Here is a 16,497-nt window from a genome sequence, read left to right on the forward strand (position 1 = left end):
ACGTCAGTCGGCGACAGGCCGGCGGGCGGCTGCGCGCATCGCCTCGAGCTCGCGGACGATGGTCGCGGCGTCGTGGGGGCCGCTGTGGCGCTGCGGAACCCGGCCCTCGACGCCGAGATAGAACGTCGGCGTTCCCGGTAGCTCACTGGTGAGCGCGTCGAGTTCGTCGTCCTCGACGCGGGTGACGAAGTCGCCGGTCCGGAGGTCGTCCTCGAAGCGATCCATGTCGAGCCCGAGGTCCGCGGCGTAGCGGTCGATGTCGTCGCGCTCGAGGGCGTCGCTGTGCAGGAACAGGGTGTCGTGCATCTCCCAGAACTTGCCCTGTGCCGCAGCGGCTTCCGACGCCTCGGACGCGTACCGGGCATGCGGGTGGTAGTCGTCGAGCGGGTAGTGGCGGAAGATGTAGCGCACCTGGTCTCCGAAGTGTTCCCGCACCTCGCGCGTGCTTCCGGTCGCCTTGCTGCAGAACGGGCACTCGAAATCGCCGTACTCCACGATGGTGAGCGGCGCGTCCACCGGTCCGCGGATGTGGTCCCGCTTCGGGCTCACGCGGCGGAGGAGGTCCAGTGACGGTTCCGCGGGCGGCGGCGCGAATCGGTTGCCGAGCGAGAACACCAGCCAGCCGAGCAGCGCGGCGATCACGGAAGCACTGAGCACGCCGACGCGGGCCTGGTCCGCGAGAGCCGGGTCGTCCAGCGCGAGATCGACGATGAACAGCGAGATGGTGAATCCCACACCGGAGAGCGCGGCGCCGCCGGCGATCTGCGGGAAGGTGAGCCCCGGCGTCATGGATCCCGGCCGGAGCTTCGCGAACACCACGCTCGCCGTCGTGATGCCGACGAACTTGCCGAGCACCAGGCCGACGACGATGCCCCAGGTCAGCGACGACGTGGCGGCGGCACGCAGCGTCTCCGAGCTCAGGACCACACCCGCGTTCGCGAGGGCGAAGATCGGCACGATGATGAAGGCCGTGTACGGCTGGTAGAGCCGCATCAGCCGCTCGTTCACCGAGACGGCGCGCTCGAGTCCGAGCCGCGCGGCGCGGGCGTACTCCGGATTGGGGGACTGCCGGAACGCGCGGGTCAGCGCGGCGGCATGTTCCACCTCACGCCGCCGCGGCGGGTAGACGGGCAGGATCAGGGCGATCATGACGCCCGCGAGAGTGGGGTGGACGCCGGACTCGTACATGGCTACCCAGGTGACCACCGAGACGAGTCCGTAGCCCGCGCCGCGCCACACCCGCAGGCCGCGCAGCGACGCGATCAGAGCGAGGCCCACCACGGACACGAGCAGGGGCCCGATCCGCAGTTCGTCGGTGTAGAACACCGCGATGATGGCGAGTGCGCCGACGTCGTCGGCGACGGCGAGGGTCAGCAGGAAGATGCGTAGACGCACGGCTCGGGCGGGTCCGACGACCGCGAGCAGCCCGACCACGAACGCGGTGTCGGTCGAGATCACCACACCCCACGCCGCGGCCTCGGGCCCGGTGGGATTGAGGAGAAGGAACAACGCCGCGGGCAGTGCGAGCCCGGCGATCGCCGCCACGATGGGAACGGCGGCGCGGGACCGGTCGCGGAGCTCGCCCATGGCGAACTCCCGCTTGACCTCGAGCCCGACGACGAAGAAGAACAGAGCCATCAGACCGTCGTTGACCCAATGCTGCAGGTCGAGCTCGATGCCCTGATCACCCAGCGTGATCGACAGCGGGGTGTGCCAGAACGACTGGTAGGTCTCACCCCACGGCGAGTTCGCCCAGATCAGCGCCACCACGGTGGCGACGAGGAGGAACGCGGCAGCGACGGTCTCGCTGCTGTCTCCCCGACGCGCGTCGGCGATCTTGTCGACCAGGCCTCTGAACCGCGTCCGATGCGCGGTGATCGACTCCGTCACCGCACGAAACTACAGCAGCGCCGCACCCCTCGCGGGGTGCGGCGCTGTGAGCTCGTGCGGTGGAGACGGAGTGTCAGCTCGCGTCGCGTGCCGCTTCCTTCTCGGAACCGGCGCCGGCCGTCGAGAGCTGGCCACCCGCGTTCTCGAGGTGCGCACGCACGAACCAGTGGAACAGCTCCAGCTGGCCGCTGTGTCCGATGAGCAGGTCCTCGGTGACGGGGTCGACCTTGCCGACCTCCTCGATCGCCGCGCGGTAGTCCGAGATCACGCCGGTGTAGACGAGGTCGAGCGCGCCGAGGTGCTCGATGGCCGGCGCGCGGCCGATGCTGTAGTCGTCCCACTTGCGCTGCGAGACGATGGTGCCGGGGGTGCCGAGTGCGGACGAGCCCAGCGTCGCGATGCGCTCCGCGACGTCGTCGGCGAAGCCGCGCACGGCCTCGACCTGGGGATCCAGCATCTCGTGGACGGAGATGAAGTTGGGTCCGACGACGTTCCAGTGCACGTGCTTGAGCGTCAGATGCAGGTCGTTCAGGGCGTTGAGGCGGTCCTGGAGGACCTCCGCCACATGGGCACCGTCGGCGACGTCCATGCCGGGAACGGTGTACGAGGCCGTCTTCTGCGTCGTGTCAGTCATGCACCGTGGATTCACCGTCGGCCCCTCGTTCAAACCCCCCGGCGTCGCAGGTCACACCGGCTCGGGGGCATGGTCTCGGTGTGGTCCGGAGCGACCCCGCATCTGCGTAGGCTGAGCGTCGTAGCGTTGTCGAGAAGGGTGTTCCACGAGTCATGCGAGTCTTCTTCTGCCGCAAGTGCGGTCAACAGCTGTCGTTCGAGAACTCCATCTGCCTGAGCTGTGACAGCAGGCTGGGATTCCACCTGCCGAGTCGCAGCATGCAGGTGCTCGACGACGATCTGTCCGTGGTCGTGGACGGCACCACCTGGCGACGCTGCGCCAACATCAAGTTGGCGCAGTGCAACTGGTTGGTCGACGCGACGGACGGGGACACGCTGTGCCTGTCCTGCGCCCTCACCCGCACGCGGCCCGCCGACTCCGACCAGGAGGCCATCGCCGAGTTCGCCTCCGCGGAGACGGCGAAGCGCCGGGTGGTGCTCGAGCTCGACGAGTTGCACCTGCCGATCATCGGGCGGGACGAGAACCCCGAGGGTGGTCTCGCGTTCGACCTGCTCTCGAGCGCCAACCGCAACGTCATCACCGGTCATGCCAACGGTCTGATCACGCTGGACCTCGCCGAGAGCGACGACGTGCACCGCGAGCAGCTGCGGGTGTCGATGGACGAGCCCTATCGCACGCTCGTCGGCCACTTCCGGCACGAGATCGGCCACTTCTATCAGATGGTGCTGATCGGCAGCGGTGAGCATCGCGCGCGGTTCGAGGAACTCTTCGGCAACCCGGACGACGACTACCAGGCGGCACTGGATCGGCACTACAGCGAGGGTGCACCGGACGGCTGGAAGAAGAACTACGTGTCGTCCTACGCGACGATGCATCCGGCCGAGGACTGGGCGGAGACGTTCGCCCACTACCTGCACATCCGGGACACCCTGGACACCGCTGCGGCCTACGCCTTCGCGCCCGCCGGATCCACCTTCGAGGCGCCACTGGCCGGAGACGTCGGTTTCAGCCGGATCATCGACTGGTGGCTACCGCTGACGTGGGCACTCAACCAGCTGAACAGGTCCATGGGACACCAGGACCTCTACCCCTTCGTCCTGCCGGCAAAGGTGCTGGAGAAGATGCGCTTCGTCCACTCCGTCATCGTCCCCGACGAGGTCTGAGCAGGCGCCTTCTACCAGGAACCGCTTCGTTCGGGAGGCAGCCGGGCGATGAGGGACCGCGCGCACTCGATGGTCAGCGTCGTGTCGTGGGACAGCACGTAGTCGTACCGACGTTCCATGTCGGGTCCGGTGTCGCCGAGGTCGCGGGCCGCGAGCACCGCGGAGAAGTGGGGCGTCAGCACGACGACGTCCCATTCCTCGCGCAACGCGTCGGACGCGGCGAGGTTGGCGCCGCGGATCTTCGGGGCAGGCTCGGTGCCGATGTTCTCCGCGAGCGCGCCGACGAGCGTCGCGTTCATGGCCATCAGCTCCCACCGTCGTCCGGTGATGGGCGTGAAGTGCTTGACGTGCTGGAACGCTCCGAGCATCAGCGCGGTCTGCTGGCTGTCGGTCGCCATCGCCTCGAGGTTCTTGCTGATCTCGATGAGCAGACGCTTGCTCGCGCGGCGTACGTCGCGACCGCCGGCAGCCAGGTTGTACGGCGTCGACATCGGGGTGAAGCCGCGATCGCGTGCGATCTCGAACTCGAGGGGTGATCCCACGGGACTGTCGACGGAGAGGTCGGTGGTCGATCCGTAGAGGGAGCCCTCGCCGACGCGCGCTCCCATGGCCTGCGCCGTGAGCGCTGCTCGTGGGGTGTCGATGCCCTCGGCCATGACCACGGCGCCGGTGCGCTCCACTTGGGCCGCGACGGCGTTGACCACGCGGGCCGTGAAGCGATTGGGGCGTGTGGCCAGGAGGGTCCGGTCCAGCTTGATCACGTCCGGCTCGAGCAGCGGGAGCAGAGCGAGGGACTCGGGCCGTACTCCCACGTGGTCGACGGCGATGGCCCAGCCGAGTCGTCGGACCTCGGCGACCACCTGCATCAGGTGCGCCGGTCGTCGGATGAGCGCGGTCTCGTCGAACTGCAGCACCGCGCCGCCCATGTCGTGGTCCCGCAGGTCGGGCAGTTCCGTGAGGGAGTCGGGGTCGACCGCGATGAACAGGGGCAGTTCACGAGGAAGCTCGGCGCGCGCGGCCTCGCTGAGCGCTCCGTTCCACCGCGCGGCGTCGAGGTCGGGTGTCATGCCCATCGACTTCGCGGCCGACGCGAGTGACACGGGGTCGGCGAACGACGAGTCGGCGGGACCCAGAACGACCGCCTCGTACCCGACGATGGCATCGGTCTGCAGATCGATGATGCGCTGGAACGACGTGCGGAGGCTCTCGGGACCGAGCAGATCGCTGAGTCCGCCCCCGTCCCGGTCGCCGGAGAACAGCACGGGACGGGCCGGCCTGCTTCCGGCTGTGTTGGTTCGGTCGTCGATCACCACGGCGTGTGCCCTTCCGTCATGTCGGCGCGTTCGCGAGGAACGTGCTCGACCCTCGACCGCCGCCGTGGTTTGACAGGAGTCCTACGTCATCCCGACACGGCGCAGTCAGCGCCCTCCCGGGTGTCTCACCACATTACCCGATTGGCGATGGGGACCACCCGTATGTGTTAATTGCGGTGCGATCAGGTACAGCGACTTCGCTAGGGATGGTTCACAAGCATGGGTGCTCGACGTTCGGCTCGTTTCCTCGCTCGTTCGGCTGCAGGCGTCCTCGCCGCGGCCGCCGTCACCGTCGGGGTGGCCGTGCCCGCCTCCGCGGCGCCGCTGTGGCCCGGTGGCCCGGGCATCTCGCTCCCGCCGATCCCCGGCATCACCGCCCCCGCGCCCGGTGTCCCGACACCGCCGGTCGCCCCGCCCGCACCCGTCGAGGCGCCGCGTGGTCCCGCGAACTTCTCCGCTCCCGCACTGAACCCGTCCGCGGGCGAGGTCGTCGGTGTCGCGCAGCCGATCATCGTCCGGTTCGCCGCCCCGATCGACGACCGCGCGGTCGCCGAGCGGGCGATCGACGTGACCACGTCCGCCGGTGACGTCGCCGGCCGCTTCTTCTGGTTCTCCGACAGCCAGGTCCGCTGGCGACCCGACGTCTTCTGGCCGGCGAACACGACCGTGACGGTGACCGCGGGAGACGCGTCGTCCACCTTCACCGTCGGCGACGCGATCGTCACGACGGCCGACGACGACACCAAGACCATCACGGTGACGCGCAACGGCGAGGTGGTGCGCACCATGCCCACCTCGATGGGCAAGGTCGGCCACGAGACGCCCAACGGCACCTACATCGTCGGCGAGCGTTTCCGCGACATGTACATGGACTCGTCCACCTACGGCGTGCCGGTCGATGCGCCCGAGGGCTACCGGACCTACGTGGAGTACGCCACCCGCATGTCGAACAGCGGCATCTTCGTCCACGCCGCGCCGTGGTCGGTGGACAGCCAGGGTGTCGAGAACGTCAGCCACGGCTGCCTCAACGTCAGCACCGAGGACGCGAAATGGTTCTTCGAGACGGCCCAGAAGGGTGATCCGGTGGTGGTGCAGAACACCGACGGCGGCATTCTGAACGGCCGCGACGGCCTCGGCGACTGGCAACTCTGAACGATCACATCTCGGACCGATACTGATCGGTCCATGTTCACCATTCGTTCGCTTTACCTACGCTAATGTCCCACCGGTGAGAGCAAGCCCGCCGCGATCGCGGCCGGTGGTCCAGCGCACCTTGCCGGAACTGCCACCCGCACAACGATCTTTCCTCCGTCGACCGTGGCGCGACTACGCGCTGTTCCTGGTGTTGGTCGGGCCGAACCTGGTCCTGCTGGGCGTGTTCACCTACCGGCCGCTGCTGGACAACATCAGGCTCTCGTTCTTCGACTGGAACATCTCGTCGCCGACGTCGACCTTCATCGGTCTCTCGAACTATCGCGAATGGTGGGGGCGCAGCGACACGTGGCAGATCGTGTCGAACACCGTCATCTTCACCATCGCGGCGGTGGCGGGCAGCATGCTCCTCGGACTCGTCCTGGCGATGCTCCTCGATCGCAAGCTGCGCGGCCGCAACATCGTCCGGTCGGCCGTCTTCGCTCCGTTCGTCATCTCCGGCGCGGCCATCGGTGTGGCGTTCCAGTTCGTGTTCGATCCGAACTTCGGCCTGATCCAGGACGTCATGCGGCGGTTCGGCTTCGAGGGAGTGCCGGACTTCTACCAGAGCCCCGGGTGGGCGCTGTTCATGATCACCGTGACGTACCTGTGGAAGAACCTGGGCTACGCCTTCGTCATCTATCTCGCAGCGCTGCAGGGTCTTCGGCAGGATCTGACCGAAGCCGCGCAGATCGACGGCGCGAGTCGGTGGACGACGTTCCGCAAGGTGACGCTTCCTCAGCTGCGTCCCACGACGTTCTTCCTGTCCATCACGGTCATGCTCAACTCGTTGCAGGTCTTCGACATCATCAACGTGATGACGCGGGGCGGTCCGCTGGGTACCGGCACCACCACGATGGTCTATCAGGTGTACGAGGAGTCGTTCCGCAACTTCCGGGCCGGCTACGGCGCGACCGTCGCCACGATCATGTTCCTGGTGCTGCTGATCATCACCGTCCTGCAGGTGCGAGTCATGGATCGAGGTGATGCGCGATGAGCGTGATCGACAGGGCACCGGCCGCCGCCACTGCCGACGATGCCCGCCCGGCGCGGGACGCCGCCCGGCGTCGTCGACTCTCCACACTCTTCGGCTACGCAGCGATGGTCGTGGTCATCGTCATCATCGGGTTGCCGCTCTTCTGGATCGTCGTCACCTCGTTCAAGGAGCGCGGTGACATCTACGTGCAGCCGTCGGTCTGGTGGCCCGCGGTGTTCCGCCCGGAGAACTACGACGAGGCGACGACCACCGTTCCGTTCTGGACGTTCCTGAAGAACTCCCTGATCATCACCAGCATCCTGGCCGTCGTGAAGTTCGCGCTGGGCGTGCTGAGCGCCTACGGCCTCGTCTTCCTGCGCTTTCCGGGTAAGACGATCGTCTTCCTCGTGATCATCGCGGCACTGATGGTGCCGAACCAGATCACGGTGATCTCCAACTACGCGTTGGTGGCGCAGTTGGGGTGGCGCAACACCTTCCAGGGCATCATCGTGCCGCTGGCGGGCGTGGCATTCGGAACGTTCCTCATGCGCAACCACTTCCTGTCGATACCGCAGGAGATCATCGAGGCCGCCCGCATGGACGCCGCCGGCCCGGTCCGCCTGCTGTTCCGGGTGGTCCTGCCGTTGTCGGGCCCGACCATGGTCGCGTTCGCCACCATCACCGTGGTGAACGAGTGGAACGAGTACCTCTGGCCGTTCCTGATGTCGGACGACTCGTCCGTCGCGCCGCTGCCGGTGGGCCTGACCCAGTTGCAGAACAACGACGGCGTCACCAACTGGGGGCCCGTCATGGCCGGCACCGTCCTGACGATGCTCCCCATTCTGATCGTCTTCCTGGCTCTCCAGCGTCACATGATCAAGGGCCTCACTTCCGGCGCCGTCAAGGGCTGACCAACCTATGAACAAGGAGCACATCATGCAACCGTTCACTCGCCGCGGATTCCTCGGCCTCTCCGGTGCCGTCGCCGCCGGTGCCGCCCTCACCGCTTGTGCCGGAACGAGTTCGACGAGCAGCTCGTCGTCGTCCGGTGGTGGCGATGCCAGTACCATCACGTTCTGGTCGTCCCACCCGGGCAGCTCGAAGGACATCGAGAACGAGCTCATCTCGCGCTTCCAGACCGCCAATCCCGACCTGACGGTGCAGATGGTCGACGGCGGCAAGAACTACGAGGAGATCGCGCAGAAGTTCAACGCGTCGCTGTCGGGCGGGTCGCTGCCGGACGTCGTGCTGCTCTCGGACGTGTGGTGGTTCAACTTCGCGTTGCTCGGCGCGATCTCGCCGCTGGACGACCTGTTCTCGCAGGCGGGCGTGAACACGAGCGACTACGTCGACTCGCTCGTCGCCGACTACAACTGGAACGACAAGACGTGGGCGCTGCCCTACGCCCGCTCCACCCCGCTGTTCTACTACAACCGCGAGGTGTGGACTGCTGCCGGACTCCCGGATCGCGGGCCTGCCACGTGGCAGGAGTTCGACCAGTGGGGCCCGGAGATCCAGCGCGCCATCGGATCCGGCAAGCTCGCGCACGGCTGGGGCAACGCGGAGGACTACCTGGGGTGGACCTTCGAGGGCCCGATCTGGACGTTCGGCGGCAGCTACTCCGACGAGTTCGATCTGAAGTTCACCGACGAGCGCACCATCGAGGCCGGCAACTTCCTCAAGGACATGATCCACACGAAGAAGTACGCGGCCGTGTCCAACGACATCGCCAACGACTTCTCCGCGGGCCTGCTCGGCTCGACCATCGCGTCGACCGGCGACCTGTCGGGCATCACGAAGAACGCGAAGTTCGACTTCGGCACGGCGTTTCTACCCGCCGAGGCGGGCACTCCCGGGTGCCCGACGGGTGGCGCCGGACTGGCCATCCCGGCGAACATCCCGGACGAGCGGAAGATCAACGCACTCAAGTTCATCGAGTTCGTGACCAACACCGAGAACACGGCGTACTTCTCGCAGAACGTCGGCTACATGCCGGTGCGCAAGTCGTCCGCCACCGACGCCTCCGAGGTCGCGTTTCTCGAGCAGAACCCCCGCTCGCGGACCGCGGTGGACCAGCTCGCGCGGACCCGGTCGCAGGACTACGCCCGCGTGTTCGTGCCCGGCGGCGATCAGATCATCGGTGCGGGTCTCGAGCAGATCGCCCTGCAGAACGCCGACGTCGCGTCGACGTTCTCGGGTGTGCAGGATCAGTTGCAGCAGATCATCGATCGCCAGATCACTCCCAAGCTGCCCAAGTAGAAGCGGACCACCTCTGTCATGGCCTCGGTACATTTCGTGGAGACGACCCACCGCTACGCGGGAGCACCGACTCCCTCGGTGGACGCGCTCAGTCTGGACATCGCGGACGGCGAGTTCCTCGTGCTCGTCGGACCGTCGGGATGCGGCAAGTCGACGAGCCTGCGCATGCTCGCCGGGCTCGAGGCGATCGAGAGCGGGCGCATCGAGATCGGCGGCAAGGACGTCAGCGGGTTCGCACCCAAGGAACGTGACGTCGCGATGGTGTTCCAGAACTACGCGCTGTATCCGAACATGACGGTGGCGGAGAACATGGGATTCGCGCTGCGCAACGCGGGAATGTCGAAGGCGGACACGGCCGTCCGCGTCGAGGAGGCGGCTCGGATGCTCGAGCTCGAGCCCCTCCTCGGCCGGCGTCCGGGCAAGCTGTCCGGCGGCCAACGTCAGCGCGTGGCGATGGGGCGCGCGATCGTGCGTCGCCCCGAGGTGTTCTGCATGGACGAGCCGCTCTCCAACCTGGACGCGAAGCTCCGGGTGAGCACGAGGTCGCAGATCGCGTCGTTGCAGCGCCGGCTCGGCACGACGACGGTGTACGTGACACACGATCAGGTCGAGGCCATGACGATGGGGGACCGGGTCGCGGTGTTGAAGAGCGGACTCCTGCAGCAGGTCGCGAGTCCGCGTGAGCTGTACGCGAATCCGGTCAACGACTTCGTCGCGTCGTTCATCGGCTCGCCCGCGATGAATCTGCTCGAGACGGACGTGGTGGACGGCCACGCCGTCCTGGGTGGCGCGCGCATCCCGGTGCCCGCCGCACACAAGGGGAGGATCGTCGTCGGGGTCCGCCCCGAGTCGTGGGAACTGGTGGGCGAGTCCGACACCGAGGCGGTCGAGCTGACCACCGAGCTGGTCGAGGAACTGGGGGCGGAGTCGTTCGCCTACTCGGTCGGACCGGCGGACGCCGGCTGGACGGCCCGCGGTGGCCGCGTGGTGGTGCGGGTGGATCGTCGTGTCGTGGTCGGTGCGGGCGAGCGCCTGCGCGTCCGGCCGGACGCGGGTGAGGTGTACTTCTTCGATCCCGAGTCCGGCCTGCGCCTGCGCTAGATCACCAGATGCGGACGCGCTGCTGCGGATCGAGGTAGAGCGCGTCCTGCTCTGTCACCTCGAAGGCCTCGTGGAAGCTGTCGAGGTTGCGGACCACGCCGTTGCATCGGAACTCGGGCGGCGAGTGGGGATCGATGGACAGGCGGCGCAGCGCCTCCGCGTCCCGCGCCTTGGTGCGCCACACCTGCGCCCAACCGAAGAAGACACGTTGGAGCCCTGTCAGGCCGTCGATCTCCGGGGCCGCGGAGCCGTTCAGTGAGATCTTGTACGCCTCGACGGCGATCGACAGACCACCGAGGTCGCCGATGTTCTCGCCGATCGTGAACTTCCCGTTGACGTGGTGTCCGGGAAGGGCTTTCGGCTCGAACGAGTCGTACTGCTCGATCAGCGCGGTGGTGCGCTTGCCGAACTCGCTGCGATCACTGTCGGTCCACCAGTCGACGAGGTTGCCGTCACCGTCGTACTTGGCTCCCTGGTCGTCGAATCCGTGGCCGATCTCGTGTCCGATGACCGCACCGATTCCGCCGTAGTTCGCGGCGTCGTCGGCGTCCGGGTCGAAGAACGGGGGCTGCAGGATCGCGGCGGGGAACACGATCTCGTTCATGCCCGGGTTGTAGTAGGCGTTGACGGTCTGCGGGGTCATGAACCACTCGCCGCGGTCCACCGGACCACCGAGCTTGTCCAGATCGCGCTGGTACTCGGCCTCGTAGCCGCGGCGGTAGTTGCCCACCACGTCCGCCGGATCGATCAGCAGCGAGGAGTAGTCCCGCCAGGTGTCCGGGTAGCCGATCTTCGGGGTGAACTTGTCGAGCTTCGCCAGCGCGGCCGTCCGCGTCTCCGGGCTCATCCACTCGAGGTCGGAGATGTTGCGACGGTACGCCTCGACGAGGTTGGCCACCAGTTCCTGCATGCGCGTCCGCGAATCGGCCGGGAAGTGCTTCTGTACGTACAGCTTTCCCACCGCCTCGCCCATCAGATCCTGTACGAGGGAGACGCCGCGCTTCCAGCGCTCGCGGTTGGTCTCGGTTCCCGTCAGCGTGCGGCCGTAGAAGGCGAAGTTCTCGTCGACGATCGCGGACGTCAGGTACGGCGCGCGGGAGTGGAGGATGCGCCAGGTGGCCCAGGCCTTCCAGTCGTCGAGGCTGCGCGTCGACCACAGCTCCGCGAACGTGGTGAGGAACTCGGGCTGGCGGACGACGATCTCGGCGAAGTGACGGTCCGCGTCGGCGCCGAGGCCCTCGATCCAGGCGCCCCACTCGAAGCCGGGCGCGTCCGCTCGCAGCGACGCGAGCGTCGTCAGGTTGTAGGAGAGATCGGCGTCGCGGCGCTTCACCACGTCCCAGTGGCCCGCCGCCAGGGCGGTCTCGAGATCGAGGACGCTCGCTGCTGAACGGCTCACGCCCGCGAGGGCGAACATGGCGCCGATGTGCTCGGCGTACTGCTCGCGAACCTGTGCGTGCTCGTCCTCCCGGTAGTACGACTCGTCGGGGAGGCCGAGGCCGGACTGCGAGAAGTGGACGAGGTAGCGGTCCGATTTCTTCGAGTCGGTGTCGACGTAGTGCGCGACCGCGCCGCCGACACCGGTGCGCTGCAGAGTGCCGAGTACGCGGGCGAGCGCCTCGCTGTCGGTGGCGTCGGCCACCGCCGCGAGCTCGTCGGCGATCGGCGCGGTGCCGGCCGCCTCGATGGCGTCGGCGTCCAGGAAGCTGCTGTAGAGGTCACCGATCTTCGCGGCGTCCGAGCCGGGCGCCGGACTGGAGTCCGCCGCGACCTGGATGATGTCGCGGACGTGCTCCTCGGCCCGGTCGTACAGTGTCCGGAACGCGCCGTCGACGGCGCGGTCGGCCGGGATGTCGTACTCGGCCAGCCAGCGGCCGTTGACGTGCTCGAAGAGATCGTCCTGCGCTCTGGTGGCGGCGTCGACGAACTTCAGGTCCAGGCCCGAGGGCCGTGCGAGTGATGCGTCCGAGGTCATGCCTCCATCCTGACAGGCCGGACGAGATGCGCGGGGTCGACGGGGCATTACGCTGGTCCGCGCAGGGTCACGTTGTCGACGAGAGAATTCGGGGTAACCGAGGCTCATGTCCACGGAACAGCACAGCATCGACGAGCCCGTCGCGCCGCCACCCCTCGACGAGGGCGCCCTCCTCGGCGCACTCGCCGCCTGGCTGCCGGAACAGCGGTGGTTCTCCGCCAAGGGTCACACCGTCACCGGAGTGCATCTGCTCACGCGGGAGACGCTGGCCACCACGTCCGAGCTCGTGGTCGAGCACGTACTCGTGCGGGTGGACCTCGAGGGCACCGAGCCCCAGATCTTCCAGGTGCCCCTCGGTGTCCGAGCCTCGGTGGACGAGGACCTCGACCCGTGGGTCGTCACTCGGGACGGCGGCGCGGTGGTGTTCGACGCCCTGCGTGATCCCGATGCCATCTCGGTCTACTCCGACCTCCTGGCCACCGGCGGGACCGGCGAGGTGCGCTTCCTGGCGATGCCGGGCAGCGACCTGCAGACCGGCCTGCGCGGAAAGGTGCTGGGCGCCGAACAGTCGAACACGTCGGTCATCCTGGGCGACCACCATCTGCTGAAGATCTTCCGGCGCGTCACGATCGGCATCAATCCCGACGTGGAGCTGCACCGGGCGTTGGGCCAGGCGGGGTGCGAGAACGTCGCGCCGCTGCGCGGATGGATGGAAGCGGACATCGACCACACCGAGACGACCCTCGCCATGGCGCAGGACTTCGTGGCGGGATCCACCGAGGGGTGGACCACCGCGCAGGCCAGCGTGCGGGACGTCCTGGCCAGCGGTGACGTGACGACGTCCGACTTCACGAGCGAGGCCCGCGAGCTGGGCCGCGCCGTCGCCTCCGTGCACGCCGATCTCGCGTCGGTGCTGGGCACGTCCCTGGCGCCGGCGGCCGGTACGGCGGCCGACATCTCCGCTCGCGTGGAGACGGCACTGCCGGTGATCGCCGACCTGGAGCAGTACCTCCCGCGCATCCGGGCCCTGATCGACCAGGCAGCGGGCACGGGCGGCATCGACACCCAGCGCATCCACGGTGACCTGCATCTGGGGCAGGTGCTCCGCACGTCGGAGCGGTGGGTCCTCATCGACTTCGAGGGCGAACCGTCGAAGACGTTCGAGGAGCGGCGCACTCCGGACAGCACGCTGCGCGACGTGGCAGGGATGATCCGCTCTTTCGACTACGCCGCCATGAGCCACGTCGTCGAGATCGAGGATTCGCAGGAACGGGCGCGACTCGAGCCCGTGGCGCGGGAGTGGGTGGAGCGCAACGTGTCCGCATTCTGCGACGGCTACACCGAGGTGGCGGGACACGACCCGCGCATCTCGTGGGCGCTGCTGCGAGCGTACGAGCTGGACAAGGCCGTGTACGAGGCTGTCTACGAGGCGCGCAACCGCCCGACCTGGCTCTCGATCCCCCTGCACGCCATCGAGCGGCTCGTCGCGGAGTGACCTCGCGGACGGTCGCCGTGCTGAGGGCGGCCGGATGCGTGTTCGCCGAGGACGAGGCAGCTCTGCTGAACGGCGAGGCTCCGGACGAGAGCACGCTGGCCGACTGGATCGCGCGCCGTGTCGCCGGGGAGCCGCTCGAGTACATCGTGGGGTGGGCGCAGTTCCACGGGGGCCGCGTGCTCGTCGAGCCCGGCGTCTTCGTGCCGCGCCGACGGACCGAGGCCATGGTGGACGCGGCGCTCGACCGACTCGGCACCGGCGTGCTGCTCGATCTGTGCTGCGGCTCGGGTGCCGTGGCCGCCGCGGTGGTGCTCTCGGCGCCGGGGTCCACGGTGTACGCCTCCGACATCGACCCGGTGGCGGTGGCGTGCGCTCGTCGAAACCTGCCGGGCTGCACGGTCTTCGAGAGCGACACCTTCGCCGCGATACCGACGCACCTGCGCCACGGGATCGCCGTCGTCACCGCCAACACGCCGTACGTTCCCTCGTCGGCCATCGAGACGATGCCGCCCGAGGCGCGGGATCACGAACCCCGCGTCACCCTCGACGGTGGACCGGACGGACTGGACGTCCAGCGCCGCGTGGCTGCACAGGCACGCGACTGGCTGGCACCCGGCGGATCACTGATCGTGGAGGCGTCCGCGGCCCAGGCCGACACGGTGCGACAGATCTTCGCTGCCGCCGGTCTGGAGCCGACGGTGGTACACGACGAGGACCGGGACGCCACCATGGTGATCGGGCGAGGGACGCTCGATCAGGGCTGACCGAACCGCCCGGACTGGAAGTCCTCGAACGCCTGGAGCACCTCGGCCTTGGTGTTCATGACGAACGGCCCGGCCATCGCGACGGGCTCGCGGATCGGCTCGCCTCCGAGAACGAACATCTCCATCGACTCGGTGCCCTCGGCGGCGGCGAAGGTCAAGGTGTCGCCCGAGCCGTAGACCGTGGTCTGACCTGTGCGTACGGGCCGCCGCTCGGTGCCGACGGTGCCGGATCCGCCCAACACGTAGGCGATGGCGTTGTAGCGCGCGTTCCAGGGCAGGGTCACCGAGGCACCCGGGGCGACGGTGACGTGGGACAGCGTGATCGGCGTGTAGGTCGATCCCGGTCCCTGGTGGCCGTCCATCTCGCCGGCGATGACGCGCACCAGCGCGCCGCCGTCCGGGCTCGAGAGCAGAGCGACCTCGCGGCCGGTGATGTCCTGGTACCGCGGCGCCGCCATCTTGTTGCTGCGCGGGAGGTTGACCCACAGCTGCACGCCGTGGAACAGCCCGCCCGAGACGACGAGGTGCTCCGGCGGGGCCTCGATGTGCAGGATGCCGCTGCCCGCGGTCATCCACTGGGTGTCGCCGCCGGTGATGGAACCGCCACCGCCGTGCGAGTCCTGGTGGTCCATTATCCCGTCGATCATGTAGGTGACCGTCTCGAAGCCGCGGTGCGGGTGCCACGGTGTGCCCTTGGGCTCGCCCGGCGCGTAGTTCACCTCGCCCATCTGGTCCATGTGGATGAAGGGGTCGAGGTACTTCATGTCGACGCCCGCGAAGGCACGTCGGACCGGGAACCCCTCGCCCTCGTAGCCGGTGGGGGCGGTGGTGACGGCGCGGACCGGCCGGTCCGCCGAGCCTGGCTGCGGCGTGGAGATGCGGGGGAGCGCGAGAACGTTGTCGACGGTCACTGCGGGCATGTCGGCCTCCTGGGATAAAGTTGACGAATCAACTACTTGCCCGGCTCAACCGCGAGGGGCCCGTCCTTGTTCCCCGGCCGGATCCACGTGCAGATCGAACCAGTCGAGGGTGCGCGACCACGCGTCGTACGCAGCCCGTTCGTTGTAGACGGCGGGTCGATCGTTGCAGTGGAAGCCGTGCTCGGCGTCGGGATAGCGGGCGATGCGAGTGTCCACCTGCGCGTCGGTGACGGCAGCGTTCAGCGCATCGACGTCGTCGACCGGGATCCCGGTGTCGAGGTCGCCGAAGAACCCGTGCCACGGCGTTCGCAGTGCCGTGGCGCCGTCGAGCAGCGGCGGGTAGCCGAAGCGACCCTCGCGGATGCCGCCGCCGTAGAACGTGGCCGCGGCACCGAGTGGACGCCGCACCGCCGTCTCGAAGGCGACGGTGCCGCCCATGCAGAACCCGACGATCGCGCACCCGCTCGGTCCGTAGCCGTACCTAGCCAACTCGTCGAACGCGGCATCGACGTCCTGGTCGATCTCCTCGGCCTTCAGTGCGCCGATGAGGTCCATCGCGGTGCCCATGTCGTCGTACGACACCACCGGATCACCGGCCCGGTGGAAGAGATGCGGGGCCACGGCGATCCATCCCGCCGAGGCGAAGCGGCCGCAGACCTCCGCGATGTGGTCGGTCACGCCGAACGCCTCCTGGACGACGACGACACCGCCTCGTATCGGACCTTCCGGGACGCGTGTGGTGAAAGTGATGGCCATCCCACCATCAGATCACGAGAATCTCGGTGTTCCATGTGTGAACTGTGTGAAAAGGGGAAA

The 16,497-nt window shown here is 68.1% G+C and carries 14 protein-coding genes; 8 read left to right on the forward strand and 6 right to left on the reverse strand.

All coding sequences use genetic code 11. The features are described from left to right. Positions 1-3: 3 nt before the first annotated feature. Both nhaA and QE449_RS02155 read right to left on the reverse strand, forming a co-directional pair. Positions 4-1,878 (reverse strand): Na+/H+ antiporter NhaA, encoded by a 1,875-nt coding sequence (gene nhaA / locus QE449_RS02150; protein ID WP_373428359.1) that lies wholly within the window; start codon positions 1,876-1,878, stop codon positions 4-6. An 85-nt stretch (positions 1,879-1,963) separates the two neighbouring features. Next, entirely contained in the window at positions 1,964-2,524 is a 561-nt protein-coding gene (locus tag QE449_RS02155) for a Dps family protein (protein WP_056441116.1), read from the reverse strand. A 152-nt stretch (positions 2,525-2,676) separates the two neighbouring features. Here QE449_RS02155 and QE449_RS02160 point away from each other — a divergent pair, with 152 nt between their 5' ends. Then, positions 2,677-3,687 (forward strand): putative zinc-binding metallopeptidase, encoded by a 1,011-nt coding sequence (locus QE449_RS02160; protein WP_027506122.1) that lies wholly within the window; start codon positions 2,677-2,679, stop codon positions 3,685-3,687. Between the two features lie 11 nt (positions 3,688-3,698). Here QE449_RS02160 and QE449_RS02165 read toward each other — a convergent pair whose 3' ends face one another. After that, positions 3,699-5,000: an EAL domain-containing protein gene (locus tag QE449_RS02165; protein ID WP_235578864.1), complete on the reverse strand. Its 1,302-nt coding sequence runs from the start codon at positions 4,998-5,000 to the stop codon at positions 3,699-3,701. A gap of 219 nt (positions 5,001-5,219) precedes the next feature. Here QE449_RS02165 and QE449_RS02170 point away from each other — a divergent pair, with 219 nt between their 5' ends. The 5 genes from QE449_RS02170 (at position 5,220) to QE449_RS02190 (ending at position 10,527) form a co-directional block, all read left to right on the forward strand. Further along, complete coding sequence (locus tag QE449_RS02170; protein ID WP_307108106.1) at positions 5,220-6,152, forward strand: L,D-transpeptidase; 933 nt, start codon at positions 5,220-5,222, stop codon at positions 6,150-6,152. A gap of 76 nt (positions 6,153-6,228) precedes the next feature. Next, positions 6,229-7,188 (forward strand): carbohydrate ABC transporter permease, encoded by a 960-nt coding sequence (locus QE449_RS02175; protein WP_051613419.1) that lies wholly within the window; start codon positions 6,229-6,231, stop codon positions 7,186-7,188. After that, complete coding sequence (locus tag QE449_RS02180; RefSeq protein ID WP_027506125.1) at positions 7,185-8,078, forward strand: carbohydrate ABC transporter permease; 894 nt, start codon at positions 7,185-7,187, stop codon at positions 8,076-8,078. Before QE449_RS02175 ends, QE449_RS02180 begins: the two co-directional genes overlap by 4 nt. Positions 8,079-8,103: 25 nt before the next feature. Next, positions 8,104-9,426: an ABC transporter substrate-binding protein gene (locus tag QE449_RS02185; RefSeq protein ID WP_307108107.1), complete on the forward strand. Its 1,323-nt coding sequence runs from the start codon at positions 8,104-8,106 to the stop codon at positions 9,424-9,426. An 18-nt stretch (positions 9,427-9,444) separates the two neighbouring features. Next, a complete protein-coding gene (locus tag QE449_RS02190) occupies positions 9,445-10,527 on the forward strand; it encodes an ABC transporter ATP-binding protein (protein ID WP_056441124.1) in 1,083 nt (360 codons plus the stop codon). A gap of 1 nt (position 10,528) precedes the next feature. Here the strand turns inward: QE449_RS02190 and QE449_RS02195 are convergent, their stop codons facing one another. Continuing rightward, a complete protein-coding gene (locus QE449_RS02195) occupies positions 10,529-12,502 on the reverse strand; it encodes a M13 family metallopeptidase (RefSeq protein ID WP_307097123.1) in 1,974 nt (657 codons plus the stop codon). Positions 12,503-12,608: 106 nt separating this feature from the next. Between QE449_RS02195 and QE449_RS02200 the strand changes: the two genes are divergently transcribed. Further along, positions 12,609-13,997 (forward strand): phosphotransferase, encoded by a 1,389-nt coding sequence (locus QE449_RS02200; protein WP_155957049.1) that lies wholly within the window; start codon positions 12,609-12,611, stop codon positions 13,995-13,997. Next, a complete protein-coding gene (locus QE449_RS02205) occupies positions 13,994-14,761 on the forward strand; it encodes a putative protein N(5)-glutamine methyltransferase (protein ID WP_307108108.1) in 768 nt (255 codons plus the stop codon). The genes QE449_RS02200 and QE449_RS02205 overlap by 4 nt, the downstream gene beginning before the upstream one ends. On the opposite strand, the gene QE449_RS02210 is transcribed toward QE449_RS02205, so the two are convergent. After that, a complete protein-coding gene (locus QE449_RS02210) occupies positions 14,752-15,681 on the reverse strand; it encodes a pirin family protein (RefSeq protein WP_027506132.1) in 930 nt (309 codons plus the stop codon). The genes QE449_RS02205 and QE449_RS02210 overlap by 10 nt on opposite strands. Before the next feature lie 45 nt (positions 15,682-15,726). After that, positions 15,727-16,437 carry a dienelactone hydrolase family protein gene (locus QE449_RS02215; protein WP_307108109.1) on the reverse strand — a complete coding sequence of 237 codons (711 nt, stop codon included), beginning with the start codon at positions 16,435-16,437 and terminating at the stop codon, positions 15,727-15,729. Positions 16,438-16,497 lie beyond the last annotated feature (60 nt).

The organism is Rhodococcus sp. SORGH_AS_0303, from assembly GCF_030819335.1.
Classification (GTDB): domain Bacteria; phylum Actinomycetota; class Actinomycetes; order Mycobacteriales; family Mycobacteriaceae; genus Rhodococcoides.